Genomic DNA, 26,061 nt, shown 5'->3' with positions numbered 1-26,061 from the left:
CATGACCGAAACGGCTCCGGTGGTCGAACTGTCCGGAGTCACCAAGGAGTACCCGGGCGGGGTCACGGCGCTGCACGGCGTGGACCTGACCGTCGTGAGCGGCGAACTGCTCGCCATCGTCGGCCCGTCCGGCTCCGGGAAGTCCACCCTGCTGCACATCGTCGGCACCCTCGACCGGCCGACCGCCGGCCGGGTCGCCATCGCCGGGTACGACATCGCGGCCCTGTCGGACCGGGCACTGTCGGCCCTGCGCTCGCGCCACGTCGGCTTCGTCTTCCAGTCCTTCCACCTCGTACCGGGCATCAGCGCCCGGGCGAACGTCGCCGAGGGGCTGCTCTACTCCGGCCTCTCGCGGGCGGAGCGCGGCCGCCGGGCGGCCGAGGCCCTGGAGCGGGTCGGCCTCGGCGACCGGATGGACCACCGGCCGCACGAGCTGTCCGGCGGGCAGAAGCAGCGCGTGGCGATCGCCCGCGCGGTGGCGGGGTCGCCGGACCTGCTGCTCGCCGACGAGCCGACCGGCGCTCTGGACACGGCGTCCGGGGAGGCGGTGATGGAGCTGCTGCACGAGCTGAACCGGGACGGGGCCACCATCGCCGTGATCACCCACGACAACGAGATCGCGGCGAGCCTGCCCCGGCAGGTGCGGATCCGGGACGGGCGGATCGTGGGCGACGTACGGCGCACGGCGGTGGTCGCGTGAGGGGCACAGGAAGGCCGCTCCGGCCGCCGAGGCTGTCCCCGCGGGACGTCCTGCACGTCGGATCGGCGGGGCTCCGCGCCCGCCCGACGCGGGTCTTCCTCTCCGCGCTCGGCATCGCCATCGGCATCGCGACGATGATCGCGGTGGTCGGCATCTCGGCCTCCAGCCAGGCCAAGCTGCTGCGCGAACTCGACAGGCTGGGCACGAACATGCTGGTCGCCACCCCCGGCCAGGGGATGTTCAACGGTCAGGACACCAAGCTGCCCAAGGACTCCCCCGGCATGATCGCCCGTATCGAGGGGGTCGAGTCGGTCGGCACCACCGGTGACGTCGCCGAATCCGTACGCCGGTCGGAGAACATCCCGAAGGAGGAGACCGGCGGCATCGCGCTGAAGGCGGCGAAGGACGACCTGCTCGGCACCCTGCGGGCGGAAATGGCCTACGGAACCTGGCTCAACGGGGCGACCGCCCGCTACCCGTCCGTGGTCCTCGGCGACGTCTCCGCACGCCGGCTCGGCATCACCCGGCCCGGCGGGCAGGTCTTCATCGGCGGCCGGTACTTCACGGTGATCGGCATCCTGGGGCCGGTCCCGCTGGCTCCGGAGATCGAACGCTCCGCCCTGATCGGCTGGGACGCGGCCGAACGGCTGCTGGGCTTCGACGGCCACCCGACGGCGGTCTACGAGCGGTCGGCGGACGACAGGGTGAGGCAGGTGCGGGGGCTCATCGCCCCGACGGCCAACCCCCAGACCCCGAGCGCCGTCTCGGTCAGCGACCCGTCGGCGGCGCTCCAGGCGAAGGCGGCCACGGAGGGCGCCTTCAGCACGCTGCTGCTGGGCCTGGGCGGAATCGCCCTGCTGGTGGGCGGGGTCGGGGTCGCCAACACCATGATCATCTCGGTGCTGGAACGCCGCCACGAGATCGGCCTTCGCCGCTCCCTGGGCGGCACGAAGGGGCAGATCCGGATCCAGTTCGTCACGGAGTCCCTGCTCCTGTCCGGACTGGGCGGCCTGGCCGGCATCGCCCTGGGCGCGGCGGCCACGGCCGTCTACGCCCAAGCGGGCGGCCTCCCCTGGGTGGTCCCCCTCTGGTCCCTGACGGGCGGCTTCGCCGCCACCCTGACCATCGGCACCCTGGCCGGCCTCTACCCGGCAACCCGCGCCTCCCGGCTGTCACCGACGCTGGCTCTGGCGGCGACGTAGGGAAACCCAGCCTCGCGGGCGTTTGAGGCGCGGGGTCCGGGGGCCAGCCCCGGGCAACGGCCCCGCACCCGCGGGGCGGCGGAGGCCCCATCCGGCCCCACCGGCGTTTGAGGCGCGGGGTCCGGGGACCAGCCCCCGGCAACGGCCCCGCACCCGCGGGGCGGCGGAGGCCCCATCCGGCCCCACCGGCGTTTGGGGCGCGGGGTCCGGGGCAGCGCCCCGGCAGCGGCGTCGCACCCGCGGGGCGGCGCCGCCGGGCCCATCCCCCGCAAGCGATCACCGGCGTACGCTGAACCGATGCGAACTCCACGTCACGCCGCCCGCGTTGTCATCGTGTCCCCCACCGGCTCGGTGTTCCTCTTCCGCGAGAACAACGTGGAGGTCGGCATCCACTGGCTGCCGCCGGGCGGCGGCATAGACCCCGGCGAGACCCCCGAGGAGTGCGTACGCCGCGAGCTGCGCGAGGAGACCGGCTGGACCGACCTCGACCCCGGCCGGCTCCTCTGCACCTGGGAGCACGACTTCACGCACCAGGGCGTCCCCGTCCGCCAGCACGAGCACATCTACCTCACCACCGGCCCCCGCCGGGAACCGGTCCTCGAGGCGCCCGACATCCACTGGCAGTGGCTCTCCCCGCAGCGGCTGGCCACCCTCGGCGAACCGCTGTGGCCGCCGCGGCTGCCGGAGCTCCTGGCGAACGCCCCTGCGGAACCGGTGCACTTGGGGCTGCTGGCGTAGGGGGGAGGCCGCCCCTACCGCTTGGCGGTACCGGTACCGGTACCGGCGGCGCCACCCGTGGCCTTCGCGTACAGCGACGCGGCATAGTCGCCGAGGACCGTGCTGGTCGACACGTCGTCCGTGTCGCCTCCCGTGAGGATGCCGATGATCTTCCCGTCACGCGCGATCCACGCGCTGCCGCTGGTCCCGCCCGGGAAGTCCGCGCAGTCGAAACGCTGCTGGGTCGCACTCTCGCGGACGGTGACCGCCGTGCACGTACGGGGAACCTTGCGGTCGGCGGGGTACCCGGTGACGGTGACCTCCTCACCCGCGCGCCCACTGGTGTCCAGCACGGCCGCGCCGGTCACGTCCTCGATGGTGCGACCCTTGTCGTCGGGGGCCAGGCGGGCGAAGGCGAGGTCGTAGTCGTCATCCGTACCCTCGGCCCAACGGCCGTCCTCGAAGGCTTCCTCGATCTTCCATGTGCCGTACGGGGCAACCCCGTTGGCGTACGCGGGTGCGAACACGGCCGTACCGTTGCTCTGGTCCCCGTCGAGCAGGCAGTGCCCGGCGGTGACGATCAGGTTCCGGCCGGGGCTGTGCACCACGGTGGCGGTGCAGAAGTGGTCGCTGTCCAGGCCGTTGGTGAACAGGGCCCCGGTGAAGGCCGCGGGCCCGCCCGGCTGGGGGGTGACGGCCGGCGGCAGCGTGGTGCCGGGAGGCGCGGAGAGCTGAGGCTTCGCCGCTTGCGAACGCGACGGAGCCGTCGCCGACCCGGTCGGCGCGGCCTTCGCCCGCACGGGCGCAGCCCCCTCCGGCGGCGGCACCAGCTCGGCCACGGCGGCGGAGGCCCCCAGAGCCGCAACAGCGCACAACACCGCCGTCACCACGTTCCGCCTGTCCACCGGCATGATGATCCTTCCGCTTTGCCCCGGCGAAGCATGCCCCGCGGGCGGGGCTGGGTGCAAGGGGCGGGCCCTGCACGCCGTCACGCGGGGGCGGAGCCTCCACCCCCCCTCTCACGACCACCCGATAGCGGTGGTTGCCCACCCGCCCCCTCGGGTTGGCCAGGCCTGCTGGTCGGCGGCTTCGGGGTGTTGTCGTGCGGGGCCGTGACGAAGTCGCCCGGGAAGGCCGCCGGGGGAGGTCCGGTCCACCCCCGGCTGGGGGCCGGGTGAGGGTCAAGATGACAAACGGGCGGAAATTCGGGTGCGGGGGTGGGAAGCGGTGCGTAGCGTCGGGGGACGTGGAACCGCTCAGTGAGAAACAGATCCGCTCGTCCTTCGTGAACTGCACCAAGGGCGAGGCGACGCGCCTGAAGATCCCGCTCGATTTCGGCGAGTTGCCGTGGCAGGACCTCGATTTTCTGGGGTGGGTCGATCCGGGCGCTCCGCTGCGGGCGCATCTCGTCGTGCCGCGGGCCGAGGGGGCGGTCGGGATCACCCTGCGGGTGCCGGGCGCGACGCGGACCAGTGCGGTGAAGTCCAGCCTCTGCCAGCTCTGCCTCACCGGGCACGCCTCGTCCGGCGTGACCCTGCTCACCGCCCCGCTGGCGGGCGTCCGGGGCCGCCAGGGCAACACCGTGGGTGTGTACGTGTGCGCCGACCTTGCCTGCTCCCTGTACGTACGGGGCAAGCGGCAGCCGAAGCTGCGCGCGGGGCGGCACGAGGAGAGCCTGACGGTGGAGGAGCGGATCGAGCGGACCCTGGGGAACCTGGACGCCTTCGTGGCGCGGGTCGTCCAGGGTTAGTCAGCTGTCCCGCGCGGCACTACCCAACGCATCGGTTGGCCCGTCACTTCGGCGATCATGTCGTAGTCGCCGTCGTAGTGCAGGACGGTTGCCCCGTGCCGTTCGGCGGTTGCGGCGATGATCAGGTCGACAACCGACACCGCCTTCCATGTACCCCTGTCGATGAGCTGGGCCTGGACCTCCTTGGCCCGGTCCCACGCCTCGTCGGGGGTCGTGAGCCAGTCGAAGCCCCGGAGTTCCTCGTGCACCTCCTCGGCTTCCGCCTTGCCCCTGACGCTGTACAGCACTTCGAGTTCGATCGCACCGCACAACGCCAGCACGCCCGAGCGCTGCATGGGGTCGAGCACAGCCCGAACAGCCGGCTTCGGGTAGCGGGCGAGTGCGGACTTGTCGATCAGAAAGCGTCCGTTCATGCCGCCTTGCCCTGGACATCAGGAGCGTCGTGCGCAGGTGGCTCTGTCGGCTGGTCGACCGGGCCCGTGAGGTCGGGCAGGCGGCCCTCGGCGAGGCGGGCGAAGAACGCCTCTCGCTTCCGACGCTTGACCACGTCTTCGAGGGCCGCGTTCACCGTCGCGACCTTCGTCTTCGTGCCGAAGATCTCTGCGGCCTCCGCCAGCAGGGCGTCGTCGACGTCGATCACGGTTCTGGCCATGTCGGACCTCCTGGGTATGGGGGCAGCCCGCCCCGTCCACTTAAACGATATCAAGATCGATGGCAAGAGATATCGTTTCTGCGGATGGAGCGGCCCCCTTCCCGAAGCGGCTACGCCCCCGTCCCCGGCCACAGCCCCTCCGGGCTCAGGCCCAGCAAGTCGATCGCGTTGCCGCGCACGATGCGGTCCACCACGTCCGGGGCCAGATGGCCCATCTGGGACTCGCCCACCTCGCGGGACTTCGGCCAGGTCGAGTCCGAGTGGGGGTAGTCCGTCTCGTAGAGGACGTTGGCGACGCCGATCGCGTCCAGGTTCTTCAGGCCGAAGGGGTCGTCGAAGAAGCAGCCGAAGACGTGTTCCGCGAAGAGCTCGGACGGCGGGCGCAGGACCTTCTCGGCGACGCCGCCCCAGGCGCGGTTCTCCTCCCAGACCACGTTCGCGCGCTCCAGGATGTACGGGATCCAGCCGATCTGGCCTTCCGCGTACATGATCTTCAGGTTGGGGAAGCGCTCGAACTTGCCGCTCATCAGCCAGTCGACCATCGAGAAGCAGCAGTTGGCGAAGGTGATGGTGGAGCCGACCGCCGGCGGGGCGTCCGCCGAGGTGGACGGCATGCGGGAGGAGGAGCCGATGTGCATGGCGATGACCGTGCCGGTCTCGTCGCAGGCCTGGAGGAAGGGATCCCAGTAGTCCGTGTGGATGGACGGGAGGCCGAGGTGGGGCGGGATTTCCGAGAAGGCGACCGCGCGGACGCCGCGCGCCGCGTTGCGGCGGACCTCGGCGGCGGCGAGGTGCGCGTCCCACAGGGGGATGAGGGTGAGGGGGATCAGGCGGCCGCGGGCGTCCGGGCCGCACCATTCCTCCACCATCCAGTCGTTGTACGCGCGTACGCCGAGCAGGCCCAGCTCGCGGTCGGAGGCCTCGGTGAAGGTCTGGCCGCAGAAGCGCGGGAAGGTCGGGAAGCAGAGCGCCGACTGGACGTGGTTGACGTCCATGTCCGCGAGGCGGTCGGGAACCGAGAAGGACCCCGGGCGCATCTGCTCGTAGGTGATGACTTCCAGTTTGATCTCGTCGCGGTCGTACCCGACGGCCGTGTCGAGGCGGGTGAGGGGCCGGTGCAGGTCCTCGTACACCCACCAGTCGCCTATCGGGCCGTCGTCGCCCTTGGCACCCATGACGGGGGCGAACTTGCCTCCCAGGAAGGTCATTTCCTTCAAGGGGGCGCGGACGACGCGGGGGCCGATGTCCTTGTACTTGGACGGGAGCCGGTCCCGCCAGACGTGGGGGGGCTCAACCGTGTGGTCGTCCACCGAGATGATCTTCGGGAAGGTCTCCATACCTCATACGGTAGCGCCGATCTGACGAACCGTCAGCTAGTTGGGAGCCGATCGGTCCGGGACGGGCTGACGTGTACGCGCAAGACAGGGCAGACTGACCCTTAAACCGACGGAAGGCAGGGGGACGACAGATGGACGGCGTACCGGCCATCCCGCACCCGCGGAAACACCCCGAGGCCCCTGCGGCTGCCGCCGCACCCGAAGCCGGCCCCGGCTCTGGTCCTGGCCCCGCGGCCGACGCCGGCCCTACGGGCCGCCCTTCCGGGGCGGGGGCCGGGGTGGGCGACGGCGTCACTGCCGACGCGTCCGCGTCCGCGGCTTGGACGGCAACCGCCGCGCGACCCGTCGCCGGGACGGCCGCCGCCCCCGGGGCCGCCGCCGGCTCCCGGTTCGCCGTGCTCGGGCCCATTCGGGCCTGGCGGGGGGCCGAGGCGCTGCCCTCCGGGACCCCGCAGCAGCGGGCCCTGCTGGCCGCGCTGCTGCTGCGCAACGGCCGGACCGCCACCGCGCCCGAGCTCATCGACGCCATCTGGGGCGAGGACCCGCCGCAGCAGGCCCTCGCCACCATCCGGACCTACGCCTCCCGCCTGCGCAAGGTCCTCGACCCCGGGCTGCTCGTCACCGAGTCCGGCGGCTACGCCATCCGCCTGCGCTCCGCCGCCACCCTCGACCTCGGCGTCGCCCGCAGCCTGGCCGCCGACGCCGAGGCCGCCCGCGCGGCCGGGGACCGCGCCCTCGCCCGTACGCTGCTCGCCCGCGCCCTGGACCTGTGGGACGGCGAACCCCTCGCCGGGGTCCCCGGCCCGCACGCGGAGACCGAGCGCACCCGGCTGGAGGAGTGGCGCTTCCAGCTGCTGGAGACCCGCCTCGACCTGGACCTGGAGGTCGGCCACCACGCCGAGGCCGTCTCGGAGCTCACCGCCCTCACCGCCGCCCACCCCCTGCGCGAGCGCCTGCGCGAACTGCTCATGCTCGCCCTCTACCGCAGCGGCCGGCAGGCCGAGGCCCTCGCCGTCTACGCCGACACCCGCCGGCTCCTCGCCCGCGAACTCGGCGTCGACCCCCGCCCCGAGCTGGCCGCCCTCCAGCAGCGCATCCTGAACGCCGACGCCGACCTGGCCCGCGCCGAGGACCCGGCCCCCGCGACCGCCCCCGTCCACGTACGGCCCGCTCAACTGCCCGCTACCGTACCGGACTTCACCGGCCGCACCGGTTTCGTCGACGAGCTCGGCACCATCCTCTCCGGCGGGGCCGAGGGCGGCCAGGTCATGGCCGTCTCCGCGCTCGCCGGCATCGGCGGCGTCGGCAAGACCACCCTCGCCGTGCACGTCGCGCACGCCGCCCGCCCGCACTTCCCCGACGGCCAGCTCTACGTGGACCTCCAGGGCACCGAGGCCCGCCCCGCCGAACCCGAGGCCGTCCTCGGCTCCTTCCTGCGCGCGCTCGGCACCCCCGACACGGCCATCCCCGACTCCCCCGCCGACCGCGCCGCGCTCTACCGCTCCACCCTCGACGGCCGCCGCGTCCTGGTCCTCCTCGACAACGCCCGCGACGCCGCCCAGGTCCGCCCGCTGCTGCCCGGCACCGCCGGCTGCGCCGCCCTCGTCACCAGCCGGGTCCGCATGGCGGGCCTCGCCGGGGCCCATCTCGTCGACCTGGACGTGATGAGCCCCGAGGAGGCCCTCCAGCTCTTCACCCGGATCGTCGGCGAGGAGCGCGTGCGCGCCGAGCGGCAGGCCGCCCTCGCGGTGGTCGGCGCCTGCGGCTTCCTGCCGCTCGCCATCCGCATCGCCGCCTCCCGCCTCGCCGCCCGCCGCACCTGGACCGTCTCCGTCCTCGCCGCCAAGCTCGCCGACGAACGCCGCCGCCTCGACGAGCTCCAGACCGGCGACCTCGCCGTCAAGGCCACCTTCGAGCTCGGCTACGGCCAGCTGGAGCCCGCCCAGCAGCGCGCGTTCCGCCTGCTCGGGCTCGCCGACGGGCCCGACATCTCCCTCTCGGCGGCAGCCGCCGTACTGGACCTGCCCGAGCACGACATCGAGGACCTCCTCGAGGCTTTAGTGGACTGCTCCCTCCTCGAATCCGCCGCTCCCGGCCGCTACCGCTTCCACGACCTCGTACGCCTCTACGCGCGTGCGTGCGCCGAGCGCGACGAGCAGCCGCCGGGCGGGCGCGACGCGGCCCTCGACCGGCTGCTGGACTTCTACCTGGCCACCGCCTCCGGCGTCTACGCCCTGGAACGCCCCGGCGACCGCCTCCCCGCCCACCTGTCCGACACCCACTACCCCGGGCTGGTCTTCGGCGAGCCGCGCGCCGCCCTCGACTGGCTGTACGCCGAGGCCGACCCGCTGCTGGCGTGCGTCCGGCAGGCCGGCGTACGGACCGACGAGACGGCCAACGGGAAGAAGCAGGTCCTGCGCCGCGCCGTGGACCTGCTCTGGGCCGCCAAGGACCTCGCCGAGTCCGGGGCCAACTCCAAGCAGTACGAGTCCGCGGCCGTCGCCGTGCGCGACGCGGCACAGGCCGCGAAGGACCCGTACGCCGAGGGCCGGGCCCGCACCACGCTCACCAACGTCCACCTCGTCGCGGGCCGCTTCACCGAAGCCGACGACGAGGCCCGCCAGGCCACGGAGCTCGCCCGCGAGGCCGGTGACCCGCTGCCCCGTTGCTGGGCGCCCAACGACCGCGGGATCATCGCCCTCTACCAGGGCCGGCACGCCGACGGCGAGCGGTACCTGCTGGAGGCCATCGAGAACTTCCGCGCCGACGGCAACAACGTCGGCGAGGCCAGCGCCCTGTGCAACCTCTCCCGCATCCACGTGGAGCTGGGCCGGCTGACGAGCGCCATCGACCTCGCCCAGCAGGGCATCACCATCTACGACCGGATGGGACTGACCCTGCGCCTGGCCAACGGCCGCTACGCGCTGGGCATCGCCCTCACCCAGGCGGGCCGGCTCGGCGAGGCGCTGTCGCAGCTCACCGAGGCCCTGGCGCTGTTCCACGACAACCGCCAGCCGCTGTGGGAGGGCGTGACCCACTTCCGGCTCGCCGAGGCCCATCTGGCGGCGCGCCGGCCCACGCTGGCCGCCTCGCACGCCGAGCAGGCCATCGCGCTGCGCGGCATCGGAGGCGAGTGGCGGCGGGCTACCGTGCTGACGGTCCTGGGCAAGGCGCTGCGGCGGCTGGGGCAGACGGACCGGGCGCGGGCGTGCTGGCGGGAGGCGGAGACGGTCTTCGCGCAGCTGGGCTCGGCGGAACTGGCCGAGGTCCGGGCTCTGTTGTCCTCGGAGCTGGCCGCCTGACCTGCGATGATGTCTGTTGAATGAGGCGTTCATCGTTCGTTTATCGCCGGACGGCACGATAGGTGCATCGACCCGGCGCGCCGGGGGAGGCGCCAGGGTCGGTTGGAGGACTACCCGTTCGGCGGTCCGCGGGGGAATCGCCGAACGGGCCCTACCCATCCAACAGGAGAACCGATGACGACGAACGAGAACACCCTGCCGAACGACGGCACCATCAAGCCGCTCGACAACCACGCCTCGGGCGTCGAGATCGAGACTCTGGACAACCACGCGTCGGGGATCGAGATCAAGCCCCTCGACAACCACGCCTCGGACGAGGAGATCCAGACGCTGGACAACCACGCGTCCGGTCCGCGTCCGTAACGCACGCGGTACGTACGCACGCGAAGACGTACGGGGGAAACGCACGGGGGAACGGCGGCCGCGGTGGCCCGGAGGGGGAGCCACCGCGGCCGCCGCCGTGTGCCCGCACCCCGGACGCGCCCGGGGATCTAGGCTGGATCCGTGTTCACCACCCACGGGCCCAGCGTCCGCGAACTCGCCGTGCAGGCCCTGTCCTCCGTCGAGCGCGGCTACGACCTGCTCGCGCCGAAGTTCGACCACACCCCCTTCCGCACCCCGGACCGGATCCTCGACGCCGTCGAGGAGGCCCTCGCCCAGCGGGAGGGTTCCTTCGGCGCCGGCCTGGACCTGTGCTGCGGCACGGGCGCCGGGATCGGCATGCTGCGGCGGCTGTGCCGGGAGCGCGTGACCGGGGTGGACCTGAGCGCGGGCATGCTGGCCGAGGCCGAGCGCAAGCACGGGACCGGCGGTCCGGGCGCGGAGCGGGAGACCGGCGGGCCGGGCTCCCCGCCCGTGGACTTCGTACGGGCCGACGCGCGGGCCCTGCCGCCCGCGCTCGGGGGCTCGTACGACCTGGCCGTGAGCTTCGGGGCCTTCGGCCACTTCCTCCCGGCCGAGCGGCCGGCGCTCTTCTCCGGGGCCTACGCGGCCCTGCGCGAGGGCGGGGTCTTCGCCTTCCCCATCGGCGCCCCGATCCCGCCGAGCTCACCGGTGTGGTGGGCGGTGGCCGGCTTCGACGCGGCGATGCGGGTGCGGAACGCCGTGTGGCGCCCGCCGTTCGTCATGTACTACCGGACCTTCCCGCCGAGTGGGGTCCTCGCCGACCTGCGGGCGGCCGGCTTCGCGGTGGAGACCGTACCGCTGGAGCCCTTCGGGCGGCTGCCCTCGGGTGCTCCGCGGTGGCGGCTGGTCCTGGCCCGGAAACCGGGCTAGAGCGCCGGTATGAAAGCGTGCGGCCGAGTAGGCTGGCGCGGCACCCTCTGGAGGAAACCATGGCAGCCGAACTCCCCGAATGGATGTTCCCGCCCCGTCCGAGCGGGTGGGAAGCGGACGACCTCGATCACCTGCCCCATGCACCCCGGCACACCGAGCTCATCGACGGAGCGCTGATCTTCATGATGTCCCCGCAGCGGAACTGGCACGCCCGGTTCGTGGAGAACCTGACCTTCAGCCTGCGGCAAGCCGCGCCTGACGGCATCGAGATCTCACGGGAGATGACGGTCCGCCTCGACAAGAAGAGCCGCCCCGAGCCTGACATCCTGGCCGCCACGGTCACCTACGACCCCGACCGCACCCGCTACCTCCCGGACGAGGTCGCCCTGGTGATCGAGGTGGTGTCCGAAGAGTCGGCGGACCGCGACCGGTCCATCAAACCCTTCAAGTACGCCCAGGCGGGGATCCCCCACTTCTGGCGCGTCGAGGACGAGGAGGGCGAGCCCGTCGTGCACGTCTACGAGCTGGACACGGTCACCCGGACGTACGTCCCGACCGGGATCCTCCGTGACCGGCTTAAGGTGGCGGTCCCGTTCCCCGTAGACATCGACCTGGGCACACTCAGCCCTTGACCAAGCGCGCGCGGAGTTCGCGCTTGAGGACCTTGCCGCTCGCGTTGCGCGGGAGTTCGGTGACGAACTCCACCGCGCGCGGCACCTTGTAGTTGGCCATCTCCCGCCGGGACCAGGCGATCAGGTCGTCGGCGGTGAGGGTGGCGCCGGGGCGCCGGACCGCGTAGGCCTTGCCGACCTCGCCGAGGCGGGGGTCCGGGATGCCCACCACCGCCACGTCGGCGATGTCCGGGTGCAGGCCCAGGAGTTGCTCGATCTCGGCGGGGTAGGCGTTGAAGCCGCCGACGATGAACATGTCCTTGATCCGGTCGGTGATGCGCAGGTTGCCGGCCGCGTCGAGGACGCCCACGTCTCCGGTGCGCAGCCAGCCCTCGTGGGTGACGGCGGCGGCGGTCTCGGCCGGGTCCTCGAAGTAGCCCTGCATGACGTGGTGGCCGCGGACCCACACCTCGCCCGCGGTGCCGGCGGGCTGCGCGGCCCCGTCCGGGCCGGCGATCCGCAGCTCCGTGTCCGGGATGGCCCGCCCGGAGGTGGCGGCGATGACCTCCGCCGGGTCGCCGCGGCGGCACATGGTGACGATGCCGCTGGCCTCGGAGAGCCCGTACGCGGTGAGGACGGTGGCGATGCGCAGCTCGGCGCGGAGCCGTTCGACGAGCCGGAGCGGGACCACGGCGGCGCCCGTGACGACCAGGCGCAGGGCGGAGAGGTCGTGGCGGTCGCGCTGGGGGTGGTCGAGGAGGGACTGGTGGAGGGTGGGCGGCCCGGGGAGTACGGAGATCCGCTCGGCGGCGACGTTGGCGAGGACGGTGTCGACGTTGAAGACGGGCTGGGGGACCATCGTGGCCCCGCGCATCAGGCAGGCGATGATGCCGGCCTTGTAGCCGAAGGTGTGGAAGAAGGGGTTCACGATCAGGTAGCGGTCGCCCTCGCGCAGTCCGGCGAGCTCGCTCCAGACGTCGTAGCAGCGCAGGGACTGGGCGTGGGTGATGACGGCGCCCTTGGGGCTGCCGGTGGTGCCGGAGGTGAAGATGATGTCGGAGGGGGCCTCGGAGGTGATCGCCCCGGCGCGCTCGCGGACGGCTTCGGCGGGTATGTGGTCGCCGCCCGCCAGGAACTCCTTCCAGGTGCGGAAGGACTCGGGGGCGTCCTCGGCGAGGACGACGACCTGATCCAGGTGGGGCAGGCCGGGCAGCGGGCCGGTGCCGGGGCCTTCGGCGGCGGCGCGGCGCAGGGAGGCGACGTAGGAGGTGCCGAGGAAGGTACCGGTGACGAAGAGCAGGCGGGCCCGGCTGCGCTGCAGGACGTACGCCGCTTCCGCGCCCTTGAAGCGGGTGTTGAGGGGGACGAGTACCGCGCCCGCGGAGACGGCGCCGAGGGCGGAGACGATCCACTCCAGGGTGTTGGGGGCCCAGACGGCGACCCGGTCGCCGGGCTCGACCCCGGCGGCGAGGCAGGCGGCCGCGGCGCGCTCGACGCGTTCGCCGAGCTGCGCGTAGCTGACGCGGGTGCGGCCGTCGACGACCGCCTCGCGGTCCGCGTACCGGTCCGCCGCGTCCCTGACCAGCCCGGCGATGCTGCCCCAGCGCAGGTCACCGCGCATGTCACCGCGCATGTCACCACGCATGTCACCACGCATGTCCTCATGGCTGCCCTCGCGGCTGTCCTCGTCCATCGTCCGCCCTCCCCAGTGCCGATAGCTGACTATCCGTCAGATTAGCTGTAGCCTTCGCGGCTGTCAGTACTGGTGCATCCCCCGGAGGTGGCGATGGCGGCAACGCTCAAGGACGCGACAGCGATAGTCGGCATCGGCCAGACCCCCTTCGCCAAACAACTACCCCAGACCGAGAAGGAATTGGCCTGCCGCGCCATTCTGGCCGCGCTCGACGACGCCGGCATAGCCCCGTCCGAGGTCGACGCCTTCGCCTCGTACACGATGGAGGAGACCGACGAGGTCGAGGTCGCCAAGGCCATAGGCGCCGGCGACGTCACCTTCTTCTCCAAGATCGGCTACGGCGGCGGCGGTTCCTGCGCCACCGTCGGCCACCTCGCGGCCGCCGTCGCCACCGGCCAGGCCACCGTCGGCGTCGCCTGGCGCTCCCGCAAGCGCGGCTCCGGGCCCAGACCCTGGAAGAACACCGCCGTCCAGCTGCCCACCCCCGGCCAGTGGACCCGCCCCTTCGGCCTGCTGCGCCCGGCCGACGAGATCGGCATGCTGGCGCGCCGCTACATGCACGAGTACGGGGCCACCCGCGACCACCTCTTCAACGTGGCGATGGCCTGCCGCAACCGGGCCAACGAGAACCCGGCCGCGATGATGTACGAGCGCCCGCTGACCCGGGAGATGTACATGACCTCCCGCATGATCAGCGACCCGCTCTGCCTCTTCGACAACTGCCTGGAGACCGACGGGGCGCTGGCCTGCGTCATCGTCTCCGCCGAGCGCGCCCGCGACTGCCGCCAGAAGCCCGTCTACGTGCACTCCGTCGCCCAGGGCCTGCCCGCCCAGCACCACGGCATGGTCAACTACTGGAACGACGACCCGCTGTCCGGCCCCGCCTGGACCGCCGCCCGGCACCTGTGGAAGCAGGCCGACTTCGGGCCGCAGGACGTGGACGTCGCCCAGATCTACGACGCCTTCACCCCGCTCATCCCGCTGTCCCTGGAGGGTTACGGCTTCTGCGGGCGCGGCGAGGGCGCCGCCTTCACCGAGGGCGGCGCCCTGGAGATGGGCGGCCGGCTCCCGATCAACACCGGCGGCGGCGGGCTCAGCGAGGCCTACGTACACGGCTTCAACCTGATCAACGAGGGCGTCAAGCAGCTGCGCGGGGTCTCCACCGCCCAGGTGCCGGACGCCGCGACCTGCCTGGTCACAGCGGGCGAGGGCGTCCCGACGTCCGCGATCCTGCTGCGCGCGTAAGGCCGGGGAGCCCGAAGACCCCGACGCCGGAACCTCCCGCGCCCCGCCACCCGCAGCCGATGCCCGATCCGCGAGCCCGGGGCCCGAGCCCCGAGCCCGACCCCCTAGGAGCCGACCACCATGACCGCCGCACCTCCCGAAGACCTCCTGCTCCCCGTCCCCGACGAGGACGGCGCCCCCTTCTGGGAGTACGCCGCCCGGGGCGAGCTCCGCGTCCAGGCCTGCGCCGACTGCGGTCGGCTCCGCTTTCCGCCCCGGCCGTGCTGCCCGCACTGCCAGTCCTTCTCCTCCGAGTGGCGCCTGATGAGCGGCCGCGGCCGCATCTGGTCGTACGTCCAGCCGCATCCGCCGCTCCTTCCGGCGTACGCCGCGCAGGCCCCGTACAACGTGATCCTCGTAGAGCTCGCCGAAGCCCCCCACATCCGCCTGGCCGGCAACCTCGTCACCTCGCCGGACGCCCCGCTGAACTCCATGGACCCGGCCCGGCTGCGCATCGGCGCGCGCGTCCAGGCGGTCTTCATCGAGATGGGCGGGGTGACCCTCCCGCGCTGGATCCTGGAGAAGTCATGACGCTGCGGGTGGAGCGGGACAAGGCGACCGGGGTCGCGGTCGTCACCCTGGACCGGGAGCGGAAGCACAATGCCATCGACCTGGCGACGGCCGCCGAACTGAGCGCGGTGTGGCGGGAGTTCCGCTACGAAGAGGACGTGCGGGCGGTGGTGCTCACGGGCGCCGGGACGGCCGCGTTCTGCACCGGCATCGACCGGAGCGTGGACGTCCCGCAGCCCGCCTCCCCGTACTCGATCGACGATCCGCTGGTCGCGATCGGCCCCAAGGCGGCCGACCTGTGGAAGCCGGTGATCGCCGCCGTCAACGGGATGGCGTGCGGCGGGGCCTTCTACCTGCTGGGCGAGGCCGAGTTCGTCATCTCCTCCTCGTCCGCGACGTACTTCGACCCGCACACGACGTACGGGATGGTCAGCGCCTACGAGGCCGTGTACATGGCGCAGCGGATGCCCTTCGGCGAGGTCGCCCGGATGTCGCTGATGGGCACCGCGGAACGGCTCTCCGCGCGGCGGGCGTACGAGATCGGCCTGGTCTCGGAGGTGACGGAGCCCGGCGAGCTGCTCCCGGCGGCCCTGCGGGCGGCGCAGACGCTGGCGGGCTTCCCGACGGAGGCCGTGCAGGGCACCGTACGGGCCCTGTGGTCGGCGAAGCTGGCGGCGCTCCAGCAGGCCCTGGCGCAGGCTCCGGCGCTGATCACGCTGGGGAACCTGGCGCCGGAGCGGCAGGCGGAGCTGTTCGGCGGGCGGTCGCCGGGGACGGAGTTCCGGCTGCGCTGATCAGCGCTTGGCGGGGGACTTGGTCGGCTTCGGCGTGGCCTTGGACGTGGACGTGGACCTGGAGGTGCCGTCGGCCGGGGTGGGGCCGCCGGTGGCGGTGTCGGTGTCGGGCGCGGCGAGGCGGCAGGTCTTGACCTCGGCGGCGTGGGCCGGGTCCTCCAGGGCCACGTCGACCGTGCGGGTCTCGCGCGCCTCCAGGGTCACCCGGACCACGGACGATTCGACGACCGTGCCGGCCGCGTCCTCGCGGTACAGGTTGACCTTGACGTTCGCCTTGCGGTCCAGCCGGGAGGTGAACCGGACGGTGGTGGTGGCCTGCTGGGGCCCCACGCACGTGACGACCACGGCCGTGGCCGGATCGCCGGTCGGGGTGGCGGAGGCCGAGGCGGTCGCCGTGCTGTTGCCGCCGCCGCTGTGGGACTTCTTCTTGCTCTTGGAGCTGGAGCAGCCGCCCCCACTGCTGCTCTTGCTCTTGCTCTTCCCGCCGCCACCGCTGCTTCCGCCGTTCGACGAGAAGCCGGTCAGTGCGAACACGACGGCCACCGACACGGCGGTGAATCTGATCTGACGTCCAGCCGACACGGCTCGCACCCTCCCCCTGTGACGAATGGCCGGTCACGCTACCAGGCGCCGCACACCCGCTCGAACTGAACCGAACGGTCCAGTTGCAGAACTGAACTGAACGGTTTAGCGTCACGCCTGTCGGGGCCGCGGTGGCCACGGCGAACACACACAGGGGGACCCGCCATGTCCGAGTTCAAGATCCTCGCCATCTCCGGCAGCCTGCGCGCCGACTCGCACAACACCGCCCTGCTGCGCGCCGCGCGCAAGCACCAGCCCGGCGGCCTGGACATCGAGATCTACGACGGCCTGCGCGAGATCCCCCCGTACGACCAGGACCTCGACAACCCGCAGGACCGCCCGGCGGCCGTGGCCGACCTGCGGCGGCGGATCGCGGAGGCCGACGGGCTGCTGATCGCCACCCCCGAGTTCAACTACTCCGTCCCCGGCACCCTGAAGAACGCCCTCGACTGGGCCAGCACCGACTGGACCAAGCAGGAGGGCCTGCTGCTCAACCGCAAGCCGATCGCGATCCTGGGCGCGGCGCCGACCAACTTCGGCACGGTGCGGGCGCAGCTGGCGCTGCGGCAGGTGTTCGTGTGGACCGACAGCGACGTGGTCGTCAAGCCCGAGGTGCAGGTCTTCCGCTCGCACGAGCGCTTCGACGGGGAGGGCAACCTGACGGACGAGACCACCATCGACCTGGTACGACAGCTGCTCGGCGCCCTGAAGACCAAGGTCGAGGCGGCGTCGGCGCGCTGACACCGAAAGCCCCGTCCACCCGCAGGCCCCTCCCGGGTGCGGGGGCCCGGGCCCGGGCGTAGCGTCGGGATCGAGACCCCTACCCCGGAGGGCCGGGCATGATCCGCAACGTACTCGGCTCGCTGCTGGGTCTCATCGGAGCGACGGCCGCCGTCTGGAGCCCCTTCCGTGCCTGGTACGACGGCCGTCACGGACGCGACTACCGCATCCAGGAGCTCTTCACCTCCACCGGGATCACCGACCACAAGGCCGCCCTGCTGGGGTCGCTCCTGCTCCCCTTCCTCTTCGCCGCCCTCCTCACCGTGGTGGCGGTCCTGCGCCGCTCGCGGCTGCTCATGGCGCTCGCCGGGATCATCGTGCTCGGCTTCGCCGTGCTGTGGATGGTCCGCCAGGGCCAGGCCGCCGGGAGCCTCTCGGTGGGCGCCGACGGCGACGGCCTCGGGGACGGCGTCGCCAGCGCCTTCGGCGCCGGCGCCCTGCTGATCCTGGCCGCGGCCGTGATGCGGGGCCGCCCCGGCCGCGGCGGGCGCCATGCGCGGCGGACGCTGCCCCCGACCACGCCGGACTCCTCCGACGCCTCCTCCGAGCCGCCGCCGCACCCGGTCGCCTGACATGGCGACGGCCCCGGCCCCCGGGTGGGGGCGGGGCCGACCGGCCGGGCAGGCGGGAGGATCAGGCGGCGTCGACGACGCCCGAGGCCGCGACCTCGATCTTGGCGCGGGTGGCGCCGGACTGGGAGCCCAGGGACTCGATCTTCTTGACCAGGTCCGAGCCCTCGACGACCTCGCCGAACACGACGTGCTTGCCGTCCAGCCACGGGGTGACGACGGTGGTGATGAAGAACTGCGAGCCGTTGGTGTTGCGGCCGGCGTTCGCCATCGACAGCAGGAACGGGCGGTCGTGCTTCAGCTGGAAGTTCTCGTCGGCGAACTTCTCGCCGTAGATGCTCTTGCCGCCGGTGCCGTTCTGGTTGGTGAAGTCGCCACCCTGGAGCATGAACTCGGGGATGACACGGTGGAACGGCGAGCCCGCGTAGCCGAAGCCGTGCACGCCGGTGGCGAGCTCGCGGAAGTTCTGCGCGGTCTTCGGGACGACGTCGTCGAAGAGGCGGAAGACGATGCGGCCGGCGGACTCGCCGTTGATGTTGATGTCGAAGTAGACGTTGCTCATGGGGTCCATCCTGTCACTCCCGGTGCGTTCCGCTACCGGGAGGGGGCCGGGCCGGGGCCGAGTCGCCTCAGCCGGCCGTACGGGTACCGGTTCCCTTCGCCGCGTCCAGGGCGTATACGCAGCGGTCCTTGCTGCACGCGTAGACCACACCCGCCTCGGCGACCGGGGCGCCCGTGATCTCCCCGCCCGTGGCCAGCTTCCAGCGGAGCTGGCCGCCCGCCGCGTCCAGGGTGTACAGGCAGTGGTCGGCGGAGCCGAAGTGCACGCGGCCGTCCGCGACCGCCGGCAGGCCGGTGATCTCGCCGCCCGCCGCGAACCGCCACTTCGGGGTGCCGGTGACCGCGTCGAGCGTGTACAGCGCGCTGCCCGCGCCCAGGTGGACGCTGCCGTTCGCGACCACCACCGGGTCCGCCGAGGAGCGGGCCTCCGTCGCGATGCGCCAGCGGTCCTTGCCGGTGGTCGCGTCGAGGGCGTAGACCGTGCCCAGGTAGTCGGCGAGGTAGACCCCGCCGCCCGTCACCGCCGCGCCCGGCGCGAAGGCCGGCGGGGCCAGGAAGACCGCCGGGGCCTCGAAGTGCCAGCGCACCCGGCCCGAGGCCCGGTCCACGGACAGGACGCGGGTGCCGGCCACGACGTAGACGTTGCCGTCGGGGGCCGGGGTCACGCGGACCGGCACGTTGCCGCAGGCGGCGGCGTCGCCGACCGGGTAGGACCAGGACTCGCGACCGCTGCGGGCGTCCAGGGCGCGCAGCCGCGCGTCCTGCCACACGTACACCGTGCCGTCGTGGAGGACGGGGGCCGCCTCCGGGGTCTCGAAGTCGGTCTGCGCGCCGGTCAGCTCCCACAGCTTTTGGCCGTTGGACGCCTCCCAGCCCTGTACGCCGCCACCGCGCGTGGCGGTGACGACGGTGCCCCGCTCCGCCCGTACGGCGTACACCCAGGCGTCGGTGGACAGCCGCCACCGCTCGGAGCCGTCGGTGGCGTCGAGCGCATAGAGGGACGGGCCGTCGGAGGCGTGGATCCGGCCGTCGGCGACGGCCATGGACCAGGCGACGTCGCGGGTCTTGAACTGGCGCCGCCCGCTGGCCACGTCCAGGGCGTGGACCTCGAAGGAGGTCACGTAGAGCAGCTCGCCGGCGACGGTCGGGGTGCCCCAGACCTCGTTGGACATGCGGAAGCGCCACGGCCGCCAGCGGCCGCTGTCCGGGGCCGGGCCCGGATTCGGTACGGAAACGGCCGCGGGCGCGGCCGACGCGCCGCCCCCCGAGCCGCCCGGCGGGCGGACCCAGCCGGTCGCGGAGTCGGCGGAGGCGTGCGCGGCCGGGGCCGAGGCGGTCGCCCGCGGTCCGGGCCCGATCGGCACCGGCGAGCCGCCGAGGCGGACGGGCTCGCCCGAGGGCACCGGGTTCATCGGCGGGCGGTCCGGGCGCTGCGGCAGGGCCTGCCCGGTGCGCGGGTCCACCCACTGGTCGGCGGTGCCGCGCGGCCGGCGGTGCGTGGCGGCCTCGGAACCGGAGCCCGGCCCCCGGCCGGAGCCGGGCGGGGGTACGGGCGTGACCGGCGTACGGTGCCCCGCGCGCCGGGCCTCGATCATCGCGACGGCCCGACCGGGCAGCCACGCCGAGGCGGTCCCGCTCTCGTCGCCGCCCTCGAACAGGTGCGGGGCGAGCTGCGCCTGGAGGTCGGCCGGGGTCGGCCGCAGGCTCGCGTCCATCTGCATGCAGGACTCGATCAGCGGCCGCAGCTCCTCCGGGAGCCCCTCCAGGTTGGGCCCCTCGCGCAGCAGCATGAACACCGTCTCCACCGGGTTCGCCCCGTGGTACGGCGGATGCCCGGTCGCCGCGAAGACCAGCGTCGAGCCGAGCGAGAACACGTCGCTGGCGCCCTTGACGCTGCGCGAGTCCTTTGCCTGCTCGGGCGACATGTAGGCGGGGGTGCCGACGGCGACGTTCGTCATCGTCAGGCGGGTGTTGGAGACCCCGCTCGCGATGCCGAAGTCGATCACGCGGGGGCCGTCCTCGACGACGAGCACGTTGGACGGCTTCAGGTCGCGGTGGACCAGCCCCGCACCGTGGATCGACTGCAGCGCCTCGGCGATGCCGGCCGCGAGCCACCGTACGGCCTGGGCGGGCATGGGCCCGCACTCGTTGACGATCTCCTCCAGGGAGGGCGCCGGCACGTACGCGGTCGCCAGCCACGGCACGGCCGCGCGCGGGTCGGCGTCGACGACGGCCGCGGTGTAGAAGCCGGACACGGCGCGCGCCGCCTCCACCTCGCGGGTGAAGCGGACCCGGAAGAGCTGGTCCTCGGCGAGCTCGGTGCGCACCGTCTTGATCGCGACCCGCCGTCCGGACGCGGACCGCGCGAGATAGACCAGCCCCATGCCGCCGGCGCCGAGCCGTCCCAGCACCTCGAAGGGGCCGATCCGTCTCGGGTCGTGCTGCGTCAGCTGCTCCACCACTCGCCTCCACACCTCCCCGTACGGGCCCACGCTCAGGGCCCGCTTCCACCGGTACGGGGCCATGCCCCGTGCAGCGTCTCACTCCGGGCGCCGCCCGGGTCGCGCAACCCCGATTCTGTCAGGCCCGCGCCTGGTCCGGCCCCGGCACGGCGAGGGGGAGGGGGGTGGGATAGCCCACTCGCTACGTGGCCAGCCGCGTCCGGGGTTCCGAGAGGAGCCCGAAGACCGCCCCCTGATTGTCGGCGACGACCGCGATCCGCCCGTACGGGGTGTCGAAGGGATCGGCGGTGACCCGGCCGCCGAGCCGCTGCACCGTCGCGACGGACTCGTCGCAGTCGGGGACGGCGAAGTAGGCGAGGAAGTGCGCGGGCATGATCTCGGGGAAGGCGTCGGTGATCAGGCTGCGGCCCAGGACGGCGGTGTCGCTGCCGGGCGCGCTGCCGGGCGGGGACCAGACGCGGTACTCGATGCCCGCCTCGTCGTCGTTCTGGTCCTCCGGGACGTAGCCGAAGACCTTGGCGTAGAAGGCGTCCACGGCGTCGCGGGCCCGTGTGTAGACCTCGCTCCAGCAGTACGTGTACGGCTCCAGCTGCGCCTCGAAGCCGTGGTGGGTGCCGGGCTGCCACAGGCCGAAGACGGCGCCGCCGGGGTCGGCGGCCATCGCGGCGGTCCCGTACGGGCCCACGGGCATCGGCTCCATCACCATCTGGCCGCCGGCGGCGCGGATGCGCTGGGCGCAGGCGTAGGCGTCGGTGGTGTAGAGGTAGACCCCCCATACGGTGGGCATCCGGCCGTCGGGCTTGGGGGCGAGGGCGGCGACGTTGCGGCCGCGGCTGTAGGCCTGCGTGTAGTGGCCGTACTCGGGGCCCGCGCCCTCGGAGAAGGTCCACCCGAAGAGCTCACCGTAGAAGCGCTTGCCCGCTTCCACGTCCGGCAGCGAGGCGTCCACCCAGCAGGGTGCGCCTTCCGCGAATGCGGCCATGAGCCCGGTTCCTTCCGTTCTGCGGGGGTGTGTAACCTCCCACCTCTCTCAGCCATGATCCGTCACGATCCGCCCGAAAACTTGTCCACAGCCTGTTGATAAGACTATTCGGGGGAAAGAATCAGGAACCGGGCGGCACACCGGGGCGCGCGAGGGCCGGATCGCGCCGCCGCCGCGGCCCCGCTTCCGCCCCCGCTCCCGCCCCCGCTTTCGCCCCCGCGGCCCCGCGGGACCGGCCTCCGCCCGGGCCGGGGACCCCGTAACCCCATTTGCAGGCGGCCGAATAGCGCGCCGATCACCCCTCGGTAAGCTGACGGCATGACAGGACAAGTACGCACCGTCGACGGGCGTGTCGCCGGCCGGCGCGGCCAGGCGACGCGGCAGAAGCTGCTCGACTGCCTCAGCGAGATGCTCAGCTCCTCGCCGTACCGCGACGTCAAGGTGATCGACGTCGCCCGCAAGGCCGGCACCTCCCCCGCAACCTTCTACCAGTACTTCCCGGACGTCGAGGGCGCCGTCCTGGAGATCGCCGAGGAAATGGCCACCGAGGGAGCCCAGTTGACGGCGCTCGTCGAGGGCCGCACCTGGGTCGGCAAGTCCGGATGGGCCGCCGCCGAGCTGCTCGTCGAGGGCTTCCTGGACTTCTGGCGGCGCAACGACGCGATCCTGCGGGTCGTCGACCTCGGCGCGGCCGAGGGCGACAAGCGCTTCTACAAGATCCGCATGAAGATCCTGAACTCCGTCACCAACTCCCTGACGGAGTCGATGAAGGAGCTCCAGGCCAAGGGCAAGGTCGACAAGGACGTCAGCCCCGCGGCGATGGCCGGTTCGCTGGTCGCGATGCTGGCCGCGGTCGCCTCGCACCAGAAGGGCTTCCAGACCTGGGGTGTCAAGCAGGCCGAGCTCAAGCCGAACCTGGCCCTGCTCGTCCACCTCGGCATCACGGGCAAGAAGCCGACCAAGTAGCGGCGGACCCCTCCAGGGTCCGCCGCCCCCGGCCGGCTCGGGCGCCCGCCTGCGATCAGCGACGCTCCAGGCGGAACAGCCGGATCTCGCGCTCGATGCGCGCCTGGTACGTCGCGTACGGCGGCCAGAACTTCAGCACCGCCTGCCACGCCGCCGCGCGCTCCTCCCCTTCCAGCAAGCGGGCCCGTACGGCGATGTCCTGACCCTTCCAACTCACGTGCGCGTCCGGGTGCTTGAGGAGGTTCCCGGTCCACGCCGGGTGCCCGGGACGGCCGAAGTTGGAGCCGATCAGCAGCCAGGTCGCCCCGTCGCCCTCCGGCATGCAGGCGAGCGGCGTGGTGCGCGGTTCGCCGGTCTTGGCGCCCTTGGCGGTGAGGATCACGCCCGGCAGCATCTGGGCGCTGAGCATGACCTTGCCGCGGGTCAGCTTGTGCACCGCCTTGTCCATGGCGGGGATGAAGTGCGGTGCGATCTTGGCGAACAGCATGGTCGAGGAGACCTTCTGCATCAGCTTGACGCCGGGAGCCATCAGACAGCCACCTTCCGGGGCAGGGAGGCCAGGGGGGTGAACAGGCCCGCGCCGTCCGCGGCGTGCGCCCGCAGCCGGTGGACCGGGCCGAACAGCAGCTCGTCGGCCGCCGCCCGCTTGAAGTAGAGGTGCGCGTCGTGCTCCCAGGTGAAGCCGATGCCGCCGTGCAGCTGGATCGCCTCGCCCGCGGTCATCCGCAGGGCTTCCAGGGCCTGGGCGAGGGCGAGGCCGCCCTGGTCCGGGTCCCAGGCGGCGTAGTAGGCCGCCGAGCGGGCCGCCTGCACCTGGACGTAGAGGTCGGCGAGGCGGTGTTTGACCGCCTGGAAGGAGCCGATCGCCCGGCCGAACTGCTCGCGCTGGTTCACGTACTCGACGGTGCGGGCGAGCGCCTGGCCGGCCGCGCCGACGGCCTCGGCGGCCAGTACGGTGGAGGCGGTGCGGCCGGTGGCGGCCAGGGCCTGGAGGACGTCGGCCCCTTCACCGGCCCCTTCATCGGCCCCTTCATCGCCCAGCAACTCGGCTGGTACGTCCCGTAGTTGGATCCTGGCCTGGGGGCGGGTCTCGTCCAGGGTGGCCTGCCGTGACCGTACGAGCCCCGGCGCGTCCGCCCGTACGAGGAACAGCAGCGTACGGCTGCGCGCGAAGCCGCCGGTGTGCGCGGCGACCAGCAGCAGCGAGGCGCTGTGGCCGTCGAGCACCTGGGCGACCTCGCCGTAGAGGCGCCAGCCGCCGCCGTCCGCGTCGGCGCGGGCCTGCACCCCGCCCGCGCGGCCGCCGCCGGACCACTGGCCGGCGGCGTTGTCGCCGGTCAGCGCGAGGGCGGTGGCCAGGGCCGGGCCGGGGACGGCGAGGGCGGCGGTGAGCCCGCCGGCGGCGAGCGGCGGGAGCAGCGCGGAGCGCTGGGCGTCGGTGCCGAGGGCGGTGATCAGCGGCACGCACAGGGCGGCGGTGGCCAGCAGCGGCGAGGGCGCGAGCGCCCGCCCGGTCTCCTCGCAGGCCAGGGCCAGGTCGGCGGGGGTGCAGCCGACGCCGCCGTATTCCTCGGCGATGGCGAGGCCCGGCAGGCCGAGCCGCTGGGCGAGCTGCTGCCACAGCTCGCGGTCGTGTCCGGCGGCGGTGCGGACGGCGGCTTTGACCTCGTCCGGGCCGCAGCGTTTGCCCAGGATCTCGCGCAGGGTACGGCGCATCTCGTCCTGCTCCGCGGTGAAGGCGGCATCCATCGTCGGGCTCCTCCCCGTATCTGACGGGCCGTCATGTTAGGGCGAGCGGCGACAGATGCACAGGGGGTGGGGAGGGTTGGGGCGCGGGTCGGGGTGCAGGTCGCCTTCGGCTACCCCTCTAGCATCTGACGTTCCGTCAGATGTACCTTCCCTGCATGCCTGGACTCACACCCGGACCCGGAACCGGAACCGCGTCAGCATCCGCCTCCCCCCGCCGCAGGGTCGCGGTGGTCGGTGTCGCCCTCTCCGACTGCGGCCGGGTGGACGGCCCCACCCCGTACGCCCTGCACGCGCAGGCCGCCCGGCGCGCCCTGGCCGATTCCGGCCTGGACCGCTCGGTCATCGACGGCTTCGCCTCGGCCGGCCTCGGCATCCTCGCGCCGGTCGAGGTGGCCGAGTACCTAGGACTGCGCCCCACCTGGGTCGACTCCACCTCGGTGGGCGGCTCGACCTGGGAGGTGATGGCCGCCCACGCGGTGGACGCGATCGCCGCGGGGCACGCGAATGCCGTGCTGCTGGTGTACGGGTCCACCGCGCGGGCCGACATCAAGGCCCGGCGGCGGACCTCGAACCTCTCGTTCGGGGCGCGGGGGCCGCTGCAGTTCGAGGTCCCGTACGGGCACACGCTGGTCTCCAAGTACGCGATGGCCGCGCGCCGCCACATGCACGAGTACGGGACGACGCTGGAGCAGCTCGCCTCGGTGGCCGTGCAGGCGCGGGCGAACGCGGGCACGAACCCGGACGCGATGTTCCGCGAGCCGATCACCGTGGAAGAGGTCCTGAGCGGGGAGATGATCGCCGACCCCTTCACGAAGCTGCACTGCTGCATCCGCTCGGACGGCGGCTGCGCGGTGCTCCTGGCGGCGGAGGACTACGTACCGGACACGGCGAAGGCGCCGGTGTGGGTGCTGGGGGCCGGGACCTCGGTCTCCCACACGACGATGTCGGAGTGGGAGGACTTCACGGTGTCCCCGGCGGCGGTCTCGGGGCGGCTGGCCTTCGAGCGGGCCGGGCTCACCCCGGCGGACGTGGACCTGGCGGAGATCTACGACGCGTTCACGTACATGACCCTGGTGACGCTGGAGGATCTCGGCTTCTGCGCGAAAGGCGAGGGCGGGGCCTTCGTGGAGAAGGGGCGGCTGCTGCGCGACGGGGAACTCCCGGTCAACACGGACGGCGGCGGGCTGTCCGCCTGCCATCCCGGGATGCGCGGGCTGTTCCTGCTGGTCGAGGCGGTCCGCCAACTCCGCGGCGAGGCGGGCCCGGGCCAGGTCACCAAGCCCGGCGGCCGCCTCCCGGAGGTGGCACTGGCCTCGGGGACGGGTGGATGGTTCTGCTCGTCGGGGACGGTGATCTTGGGGCGGGGGTGAGGGAGCGTCGCCCGGGCGGGGGCCCGGGGGCGCTTCGCCCGGGCGGGGCCTTCGCCCCCCCCCTCTCACCACCACCCGACGCGACCGCAGGGAGCGTCCTTGACAGGCCGGCACGACACGGAAGGATGTCGGCCCCGACTGTGGGGAGGACATGCTCTGGGCTCGGGATCCGGTGGCCTTCCGACGGTTGATGCGGAGCTCCAGATCTGTGAG

The 26,061-nt window shown here is 73.0% G+C and carries 26 protein-coding genes; 15 read left to right on the top strand and 11 right to left on the bottom strand.

The annotated features are described in order from the left end of the window. The first annotated feature begins 1 nt into the window (after position 1). From ACGFYU_RS31820 to ACGFYU_RS31810, 3 genes are all read left to right on the top strand, one after another. Positions 2-700 carry an ABC transporter ATP-binding protein gene (locus ACGFYU_RS31820; RefSeq protein WP_393830781.1) on the top strand — a complete coding sequence of 233 codons (699 nt, stop codon included), beginning with the start codon at positions 2-4 and terminating at the stop codon, positions 698-700. Further along, complete coding sequence (locus ACGFYU_RS31815) at positions 697-1,902, top strand: ABC transporter permease (RefSeq protein ID WP_393830780.1); 1,206 nt, start codon at positions 697-699, stop codon at positions 1,900-1,902. Before ACGFYU_RS31820 ends, ACGFYU_RS31815 begins: the two co-directional genes overlap by 4 nt. A 297-nt stretch (positions 1,903-2,199) precedes the next feature. Next, entirely contained in the window at positions 2,200-2,640 is a 441-nt protein-coding gene (locus ACGFYU_RS31810) for an NUDIX hydrolase (RefSeq protein ID WP_393830779.1), read from the top strand. Between the two features lie 14 nt (positions 2,641-2,654). Here ACGFYU_RS31810 and ACGFYU_RS31805 read toward each other — a convergent pair whose 3' ends face one another. After that, the gene (locus tag ACGFYU_RS31805) at positions 2,655-3,524 is read right to left on the bottom strand and encodes a trypsin-like serine protease (protein ID WP_393830778.1); all 870 of its coding nucleotides are present in this window, start codon (positions 3,522-3,524) and stop codon (positions 2,655-2,657) included. Positions 3,525-3,865: 341 nt separating this feature from the next. On the opposite strand from ACGFYU_RS31805, the gene ACGFYU_RS31800 reads away from it, so the two are divergent. Then, positions 3,866-4,369: an FBP domain-containing protein gene (locus ACGFYU_RS31800; protein WP_393830777.1), complete on the top strand. Its 504-nt coding sequence runs from the start codon at positions 3,866-3,868 to the stop codon at positions 4,367-4,369. On the opposite strand, the gene ACGFYU_RS31795 is transcribed toward ACGFYU_RS31800, so the two are convergent. From ACGFYU_RS31795 to ACGFYU_RS31785, 3 genes are all read right to left on the bottom strand, one after another. Next, on the bottom strand, positions 4,366-4,782 hold the full coding sequence (locus ACGFYU_RS31795; RefSeq protein ID WP_393830776.1) for a PIN domain nuclease: 417 nt from the start codon (positions 4,780-4,782) through the stop codon (positions 4,366-4,368). The two genes, ACGFYU_RS31800 and ACGFYU_RS31795, sit on opposite strands and share 4 nt — an antisense overlap. Further along, positions 4,779-5,021, bottom strand: a complete 243-nt coding sequence (locus ACGFYU_RS31790) for a type II toxin-antitoxin system VapB family antitoxin (RefSeq protein WP_393830775.1) — start codon at positions 5,019-5,021, stop codon at positions 4,779-4,781. The genes ACGFYU_RS31795 and ACGFYU_RS31790 overlap by 4 nt, the downstream gene beginning before the upstream one ends. A gap of 110 nt (positions 5,022-5,131) precedes the next feature. Continuing rightward, a complete protein-coding gene (locus tag ACGFYU_RS31785) occupies positions 5,132-6,358 on the bottom strand; it encodes an amidohydrolase family protein (RefSeq protein WP_393830774.1) in 1,227 nt (408 codons plus the stop codon). Between the two features lie 131 nt (positions 6,359-6,489). Here ACGFYU_RS31785 and ACGFYU_RS31780 point away from each other — a divergent pair, with 131 nt between their 5' ends. From ACGFYU_RS31780 to ACGFYU_RS31765, 4 genes are all read left to right on the top strand, one after another. Then, positions 6,490-9,660 carry a BTAD domain-containing putative transcriptional regulator gene (locus ACGFYU_RS31780; protein ID WP_393830773.1) on the top strand — a complete coding sequence of 1,057 codons (3,171 nt, stop codon included), beginning with the start codon at positions 6,490-6,492 and terminating at the stop codon, positions 9,658-9,660. 174 nt (positions 9,661-9,834) lie between these two features. After that, positions 9,835-10,023: a hypothetical protein gene (locus ACGFYU_RS31775; RefSeq protein ID WP_393830772.1), complete on the top strand. Its 189-nt coding sequence runs from the start codon at positions 9,835-9,837 to the stop codon at positions 10,021-10,023. Positions 10,024-10,164: 141 nt separating this feature from the next. Then, positions 10,165-10,935 (top strand): class I SAM-dependent methyltransferase, encoded by a 771-nt coding sequence (locus tag ACGFYU_RS31770; protein ID WP_393830771.1) that lies wholly within the window; start codon positions 10,165-10,167, stop codon positions 10,933-10,935. A gap of 59 nt (positions 10,936-10,994) precedes the next feature. Then, on the top strand, positions 10,995-11,567 hold the full coding sequence (locus ACGFYU_RS31765; protein ID WP_393830770.1) for a Uma2 family endonuclease: 573 nt from the start codon (positions 10,995-10,997) through the stop codon (positions 11,565-11,567). Here the strand turns inward: ACGFYU_RS31765 and ACGFYU_RS31760 are convergent. After that, entirely contained in the window at positions 11,557-13,167 is a 1,611-nt protein-coding gene (locus ACGFYU_RS31760) for a FadD3 family acyl-CoA ligase (protein WP_393830810.1), read from the bottom strand. The genes ACGFYU_RS31765 and ACGFYU_RS31760 overlap by 11 nt on opposite strands. 165 nt (positions 13,168-13,332) lie before the next feature. On the opposite strand from ACGFYU_RS31760, the gene ACGFYU_RS31755 reads away from it, so the two are divergent. The 3 genes from ACGFYU_RS31755 (at position 13,333) to ACGFYU_RS31745 (ending at position 15,827) form a co-directional block, all read left to right on the top strand. Next, the gene (locus tag ACGFYU_RS31755; protein WP_393830769.1) at positions 13,333-14,484 is read left to right on the top strand and encodes a lipid-transfer protein; all 1,152 of its coding nucleotides are present in this window, start codon (positions 13,333-13,335) and stop codon (positions 14,482-14,484) included. A gap of 120 nt (positions 14,485-14,604) precedes the next feature. Next, on the top strand, positions 14,605-15,054 hold the full coding sequence (locus ACGFYU_RS31750) for a Zn-ribbon domain-containing OB-fold protein (RefSeq protein WP_393830768.1): 450 nt from the start codon (positions 14,605-14,607) through the stop codon (positions 15,052-15,054). After that, entirely contained in the window at positions 15,051-15,827 is a 777-nt protein-coding gene (locus ACGFYU_RS31745) for an enoyl-CoA hydratase/isomerase family protein (RefSeq protein WP_393830767.1), read from the top strand. The genes ACGFYU_RS31750 and ACGFYU_RS31745 overlap by 4 nt, the downstream gene beginning before the upstream one ends. On the opposite strand, the gene ACGFYU_RS31740 is transcribed toward ACGFYU_RS31745, so the two are convergent. Further along, positions 15,828-16,409, bottom strand: coding sequence for a hypothetical protein (locus ACGFYU_RS31740; RefSeq protein ID WP_393830766.1), 582 nt, complete (start codon positions 16,407-16,409; stop codon positions 15,828-15,830). It lies immediately after the preceding gene. A gap of 165 nt (positions 16,410-16,574) precedes the next feature. On the opposite strand from ACGFYU_RS31740, the gene ACGFYU_RS31735 reads away from it, so the two are divergent. Together ACGFYU_RS31735 and ACGFYU_RS31730 are read left to right on the top strand one after the other, a co-directional pair. After that, the gene (locus tag ACGFYU_RS31735) at positions 16,575-17,150 is read left to right on the top strand and encodes an NADPH-dependent FMN reductase (RefSeq protein WP_393830765.1); all 576 of its coding nucleotides are present in this window, start codon (positions 16,575-16,577) and stop codon (positions 17,148-17,150) included. Between the two features lie 98 nt (positions 17,151-17,248). Further along, positions 17,249-17,761, top strand: a complete 513-nt coding sequence (locus ACGFYU_RS31730) for a hypothetical protein (RefSeq protein ID WP_393830764.1) — start codon at positions 17,249-17,251, stop codon at positions 17,759-17,761. 61 nt (positions 17,762-17,822) lie between these two features. Here the strand turns inward: ACGFYU_RS31730 and ACGFYU_RS31725 are convergent, their stop codons facing one another. From ACGFYU_RS31725 to ACGFYU_RS31715, 3 genes are all read right to left on the bottom strand, one after another. Next, positions 17,823-18,320 carry a peptidylprolyl isomerase gene (locus ACGFYU_RS31725; RefSeq protein WP_393830763.1) on the bottom strand — a complete coding sequence of 166 codons (498 nt, stop codon included), beginning with the start codon at positions 18,318-18,320 and terminating at the stop codon, positions 17,823-17,825. 67 nt (positions 18,321-18,387) lie between these two features. Continuing rightward, on the bottom strand, positions 18,388-20,781 hold the full coding sequence (locus ACGFYU_RS31720) for a serine/threonine-protein kinase (RefSeq protein WP_393830809.1): 2,394 nt from the start codon (positions 20,779-20,781) through the stop codon (positions 18,388-18,390). A 181-nt stretch (positions 20,782-20,962) separates the two neighbouring features. Further along, a complete protein-coding gene (locus ACGFYU_RS31715) occupies positions 20,963-21,763 on the bottom strand; it encodes a VOC family protein (protein ID WP_393830762.1) in 801 nt (266 codons plus the stop codon). 318 nt (positions 21,764-22,081) lie between these two features. Here ACGFYU_RS31715 and ACGFYU_RS31710 point away from each other — a divergent pair, with 318 nt between their 5' ends. Continuing rightward, on the top strand, positions 22,082-22,729 hold the full coding sequence (locus ACGFYU_RS31710) for a TetR family transcriptional regulator (RefSeq protein ID WP_393830761.1): 648 nt from the start codon (positions 22,082-22,084) through the stop codon (positions 22,727-22,729). 55 nt (positions 22,730-22,784) lie between these two features. Here the strand turns inward: ACGFYU_RS31710 and ACGFYU_RS31705 are convergent, their stop codons facing one another. Together ACGFYU_RS31705 and ACGFYU_RS31700 are read right to left on the bottom strand one after the other, a co-directional pair. Further along, positions 22,785-23,258: a nitroreductase family deazaflavin-dependent oxidoreductase gene (locus ACGFYU_RS31705; RefSeq protein WP_393830760.1), complete on the bottom strand. Its 474-nt coding sequence runs from the start codon at positions 23,256-23,258 to the stop codon at positions 22,785-22,787. Further along, positions 23,258-24,478 carry an acyl-CoA dehydrogenase family protein gene (locus tag ACGFYU_RS31700; RefSeq protein WP_393830759.1) on the bottom strand — a complete coding sequence of 407 codons (1,221 nt, stop codon included), beginning with the start codon at positions 24,476-24,478 and terminating at the stop codon, positions 23,258-23,260. Before ACGFYU_RS31700 ends, ACGFYU_RS31705 begins: the two co-directional genes overlap by 1 nt. Positions 24,479-24,633: 155 nt before the next feature. On the opposite strand from ACGFYU_RS31700, the gene ACGFYU_RS31695 reads away from it, so the two are divergent. Beyond that, positions 24,634-25,848, top strand: coding sequence for an acetyl-CoA acetyltransferase (locus ACGFYU_RS31695; protein WP_393830758.1), 1,215 nt, complete (start codon positions 24,634-24,636; stop codon positions 25,846-25,848). The last annotated feature ends 213 nt before the right edge of the window (positions 25,849-26,061 follow it).

It is taken from the genome of Streptomyces sp. NPDC048337, from assembly GCF_043201175.1.
GTDB lineage: Bacteria > Actinomycetota > Actinomycetes > Streptomycetales > Streptomycetaceae > Streptomyces.
Note: the sequence above shows the minus strand (reverse complement) of the source record. Positions and strands in the feature narration are given on the sequence as shown.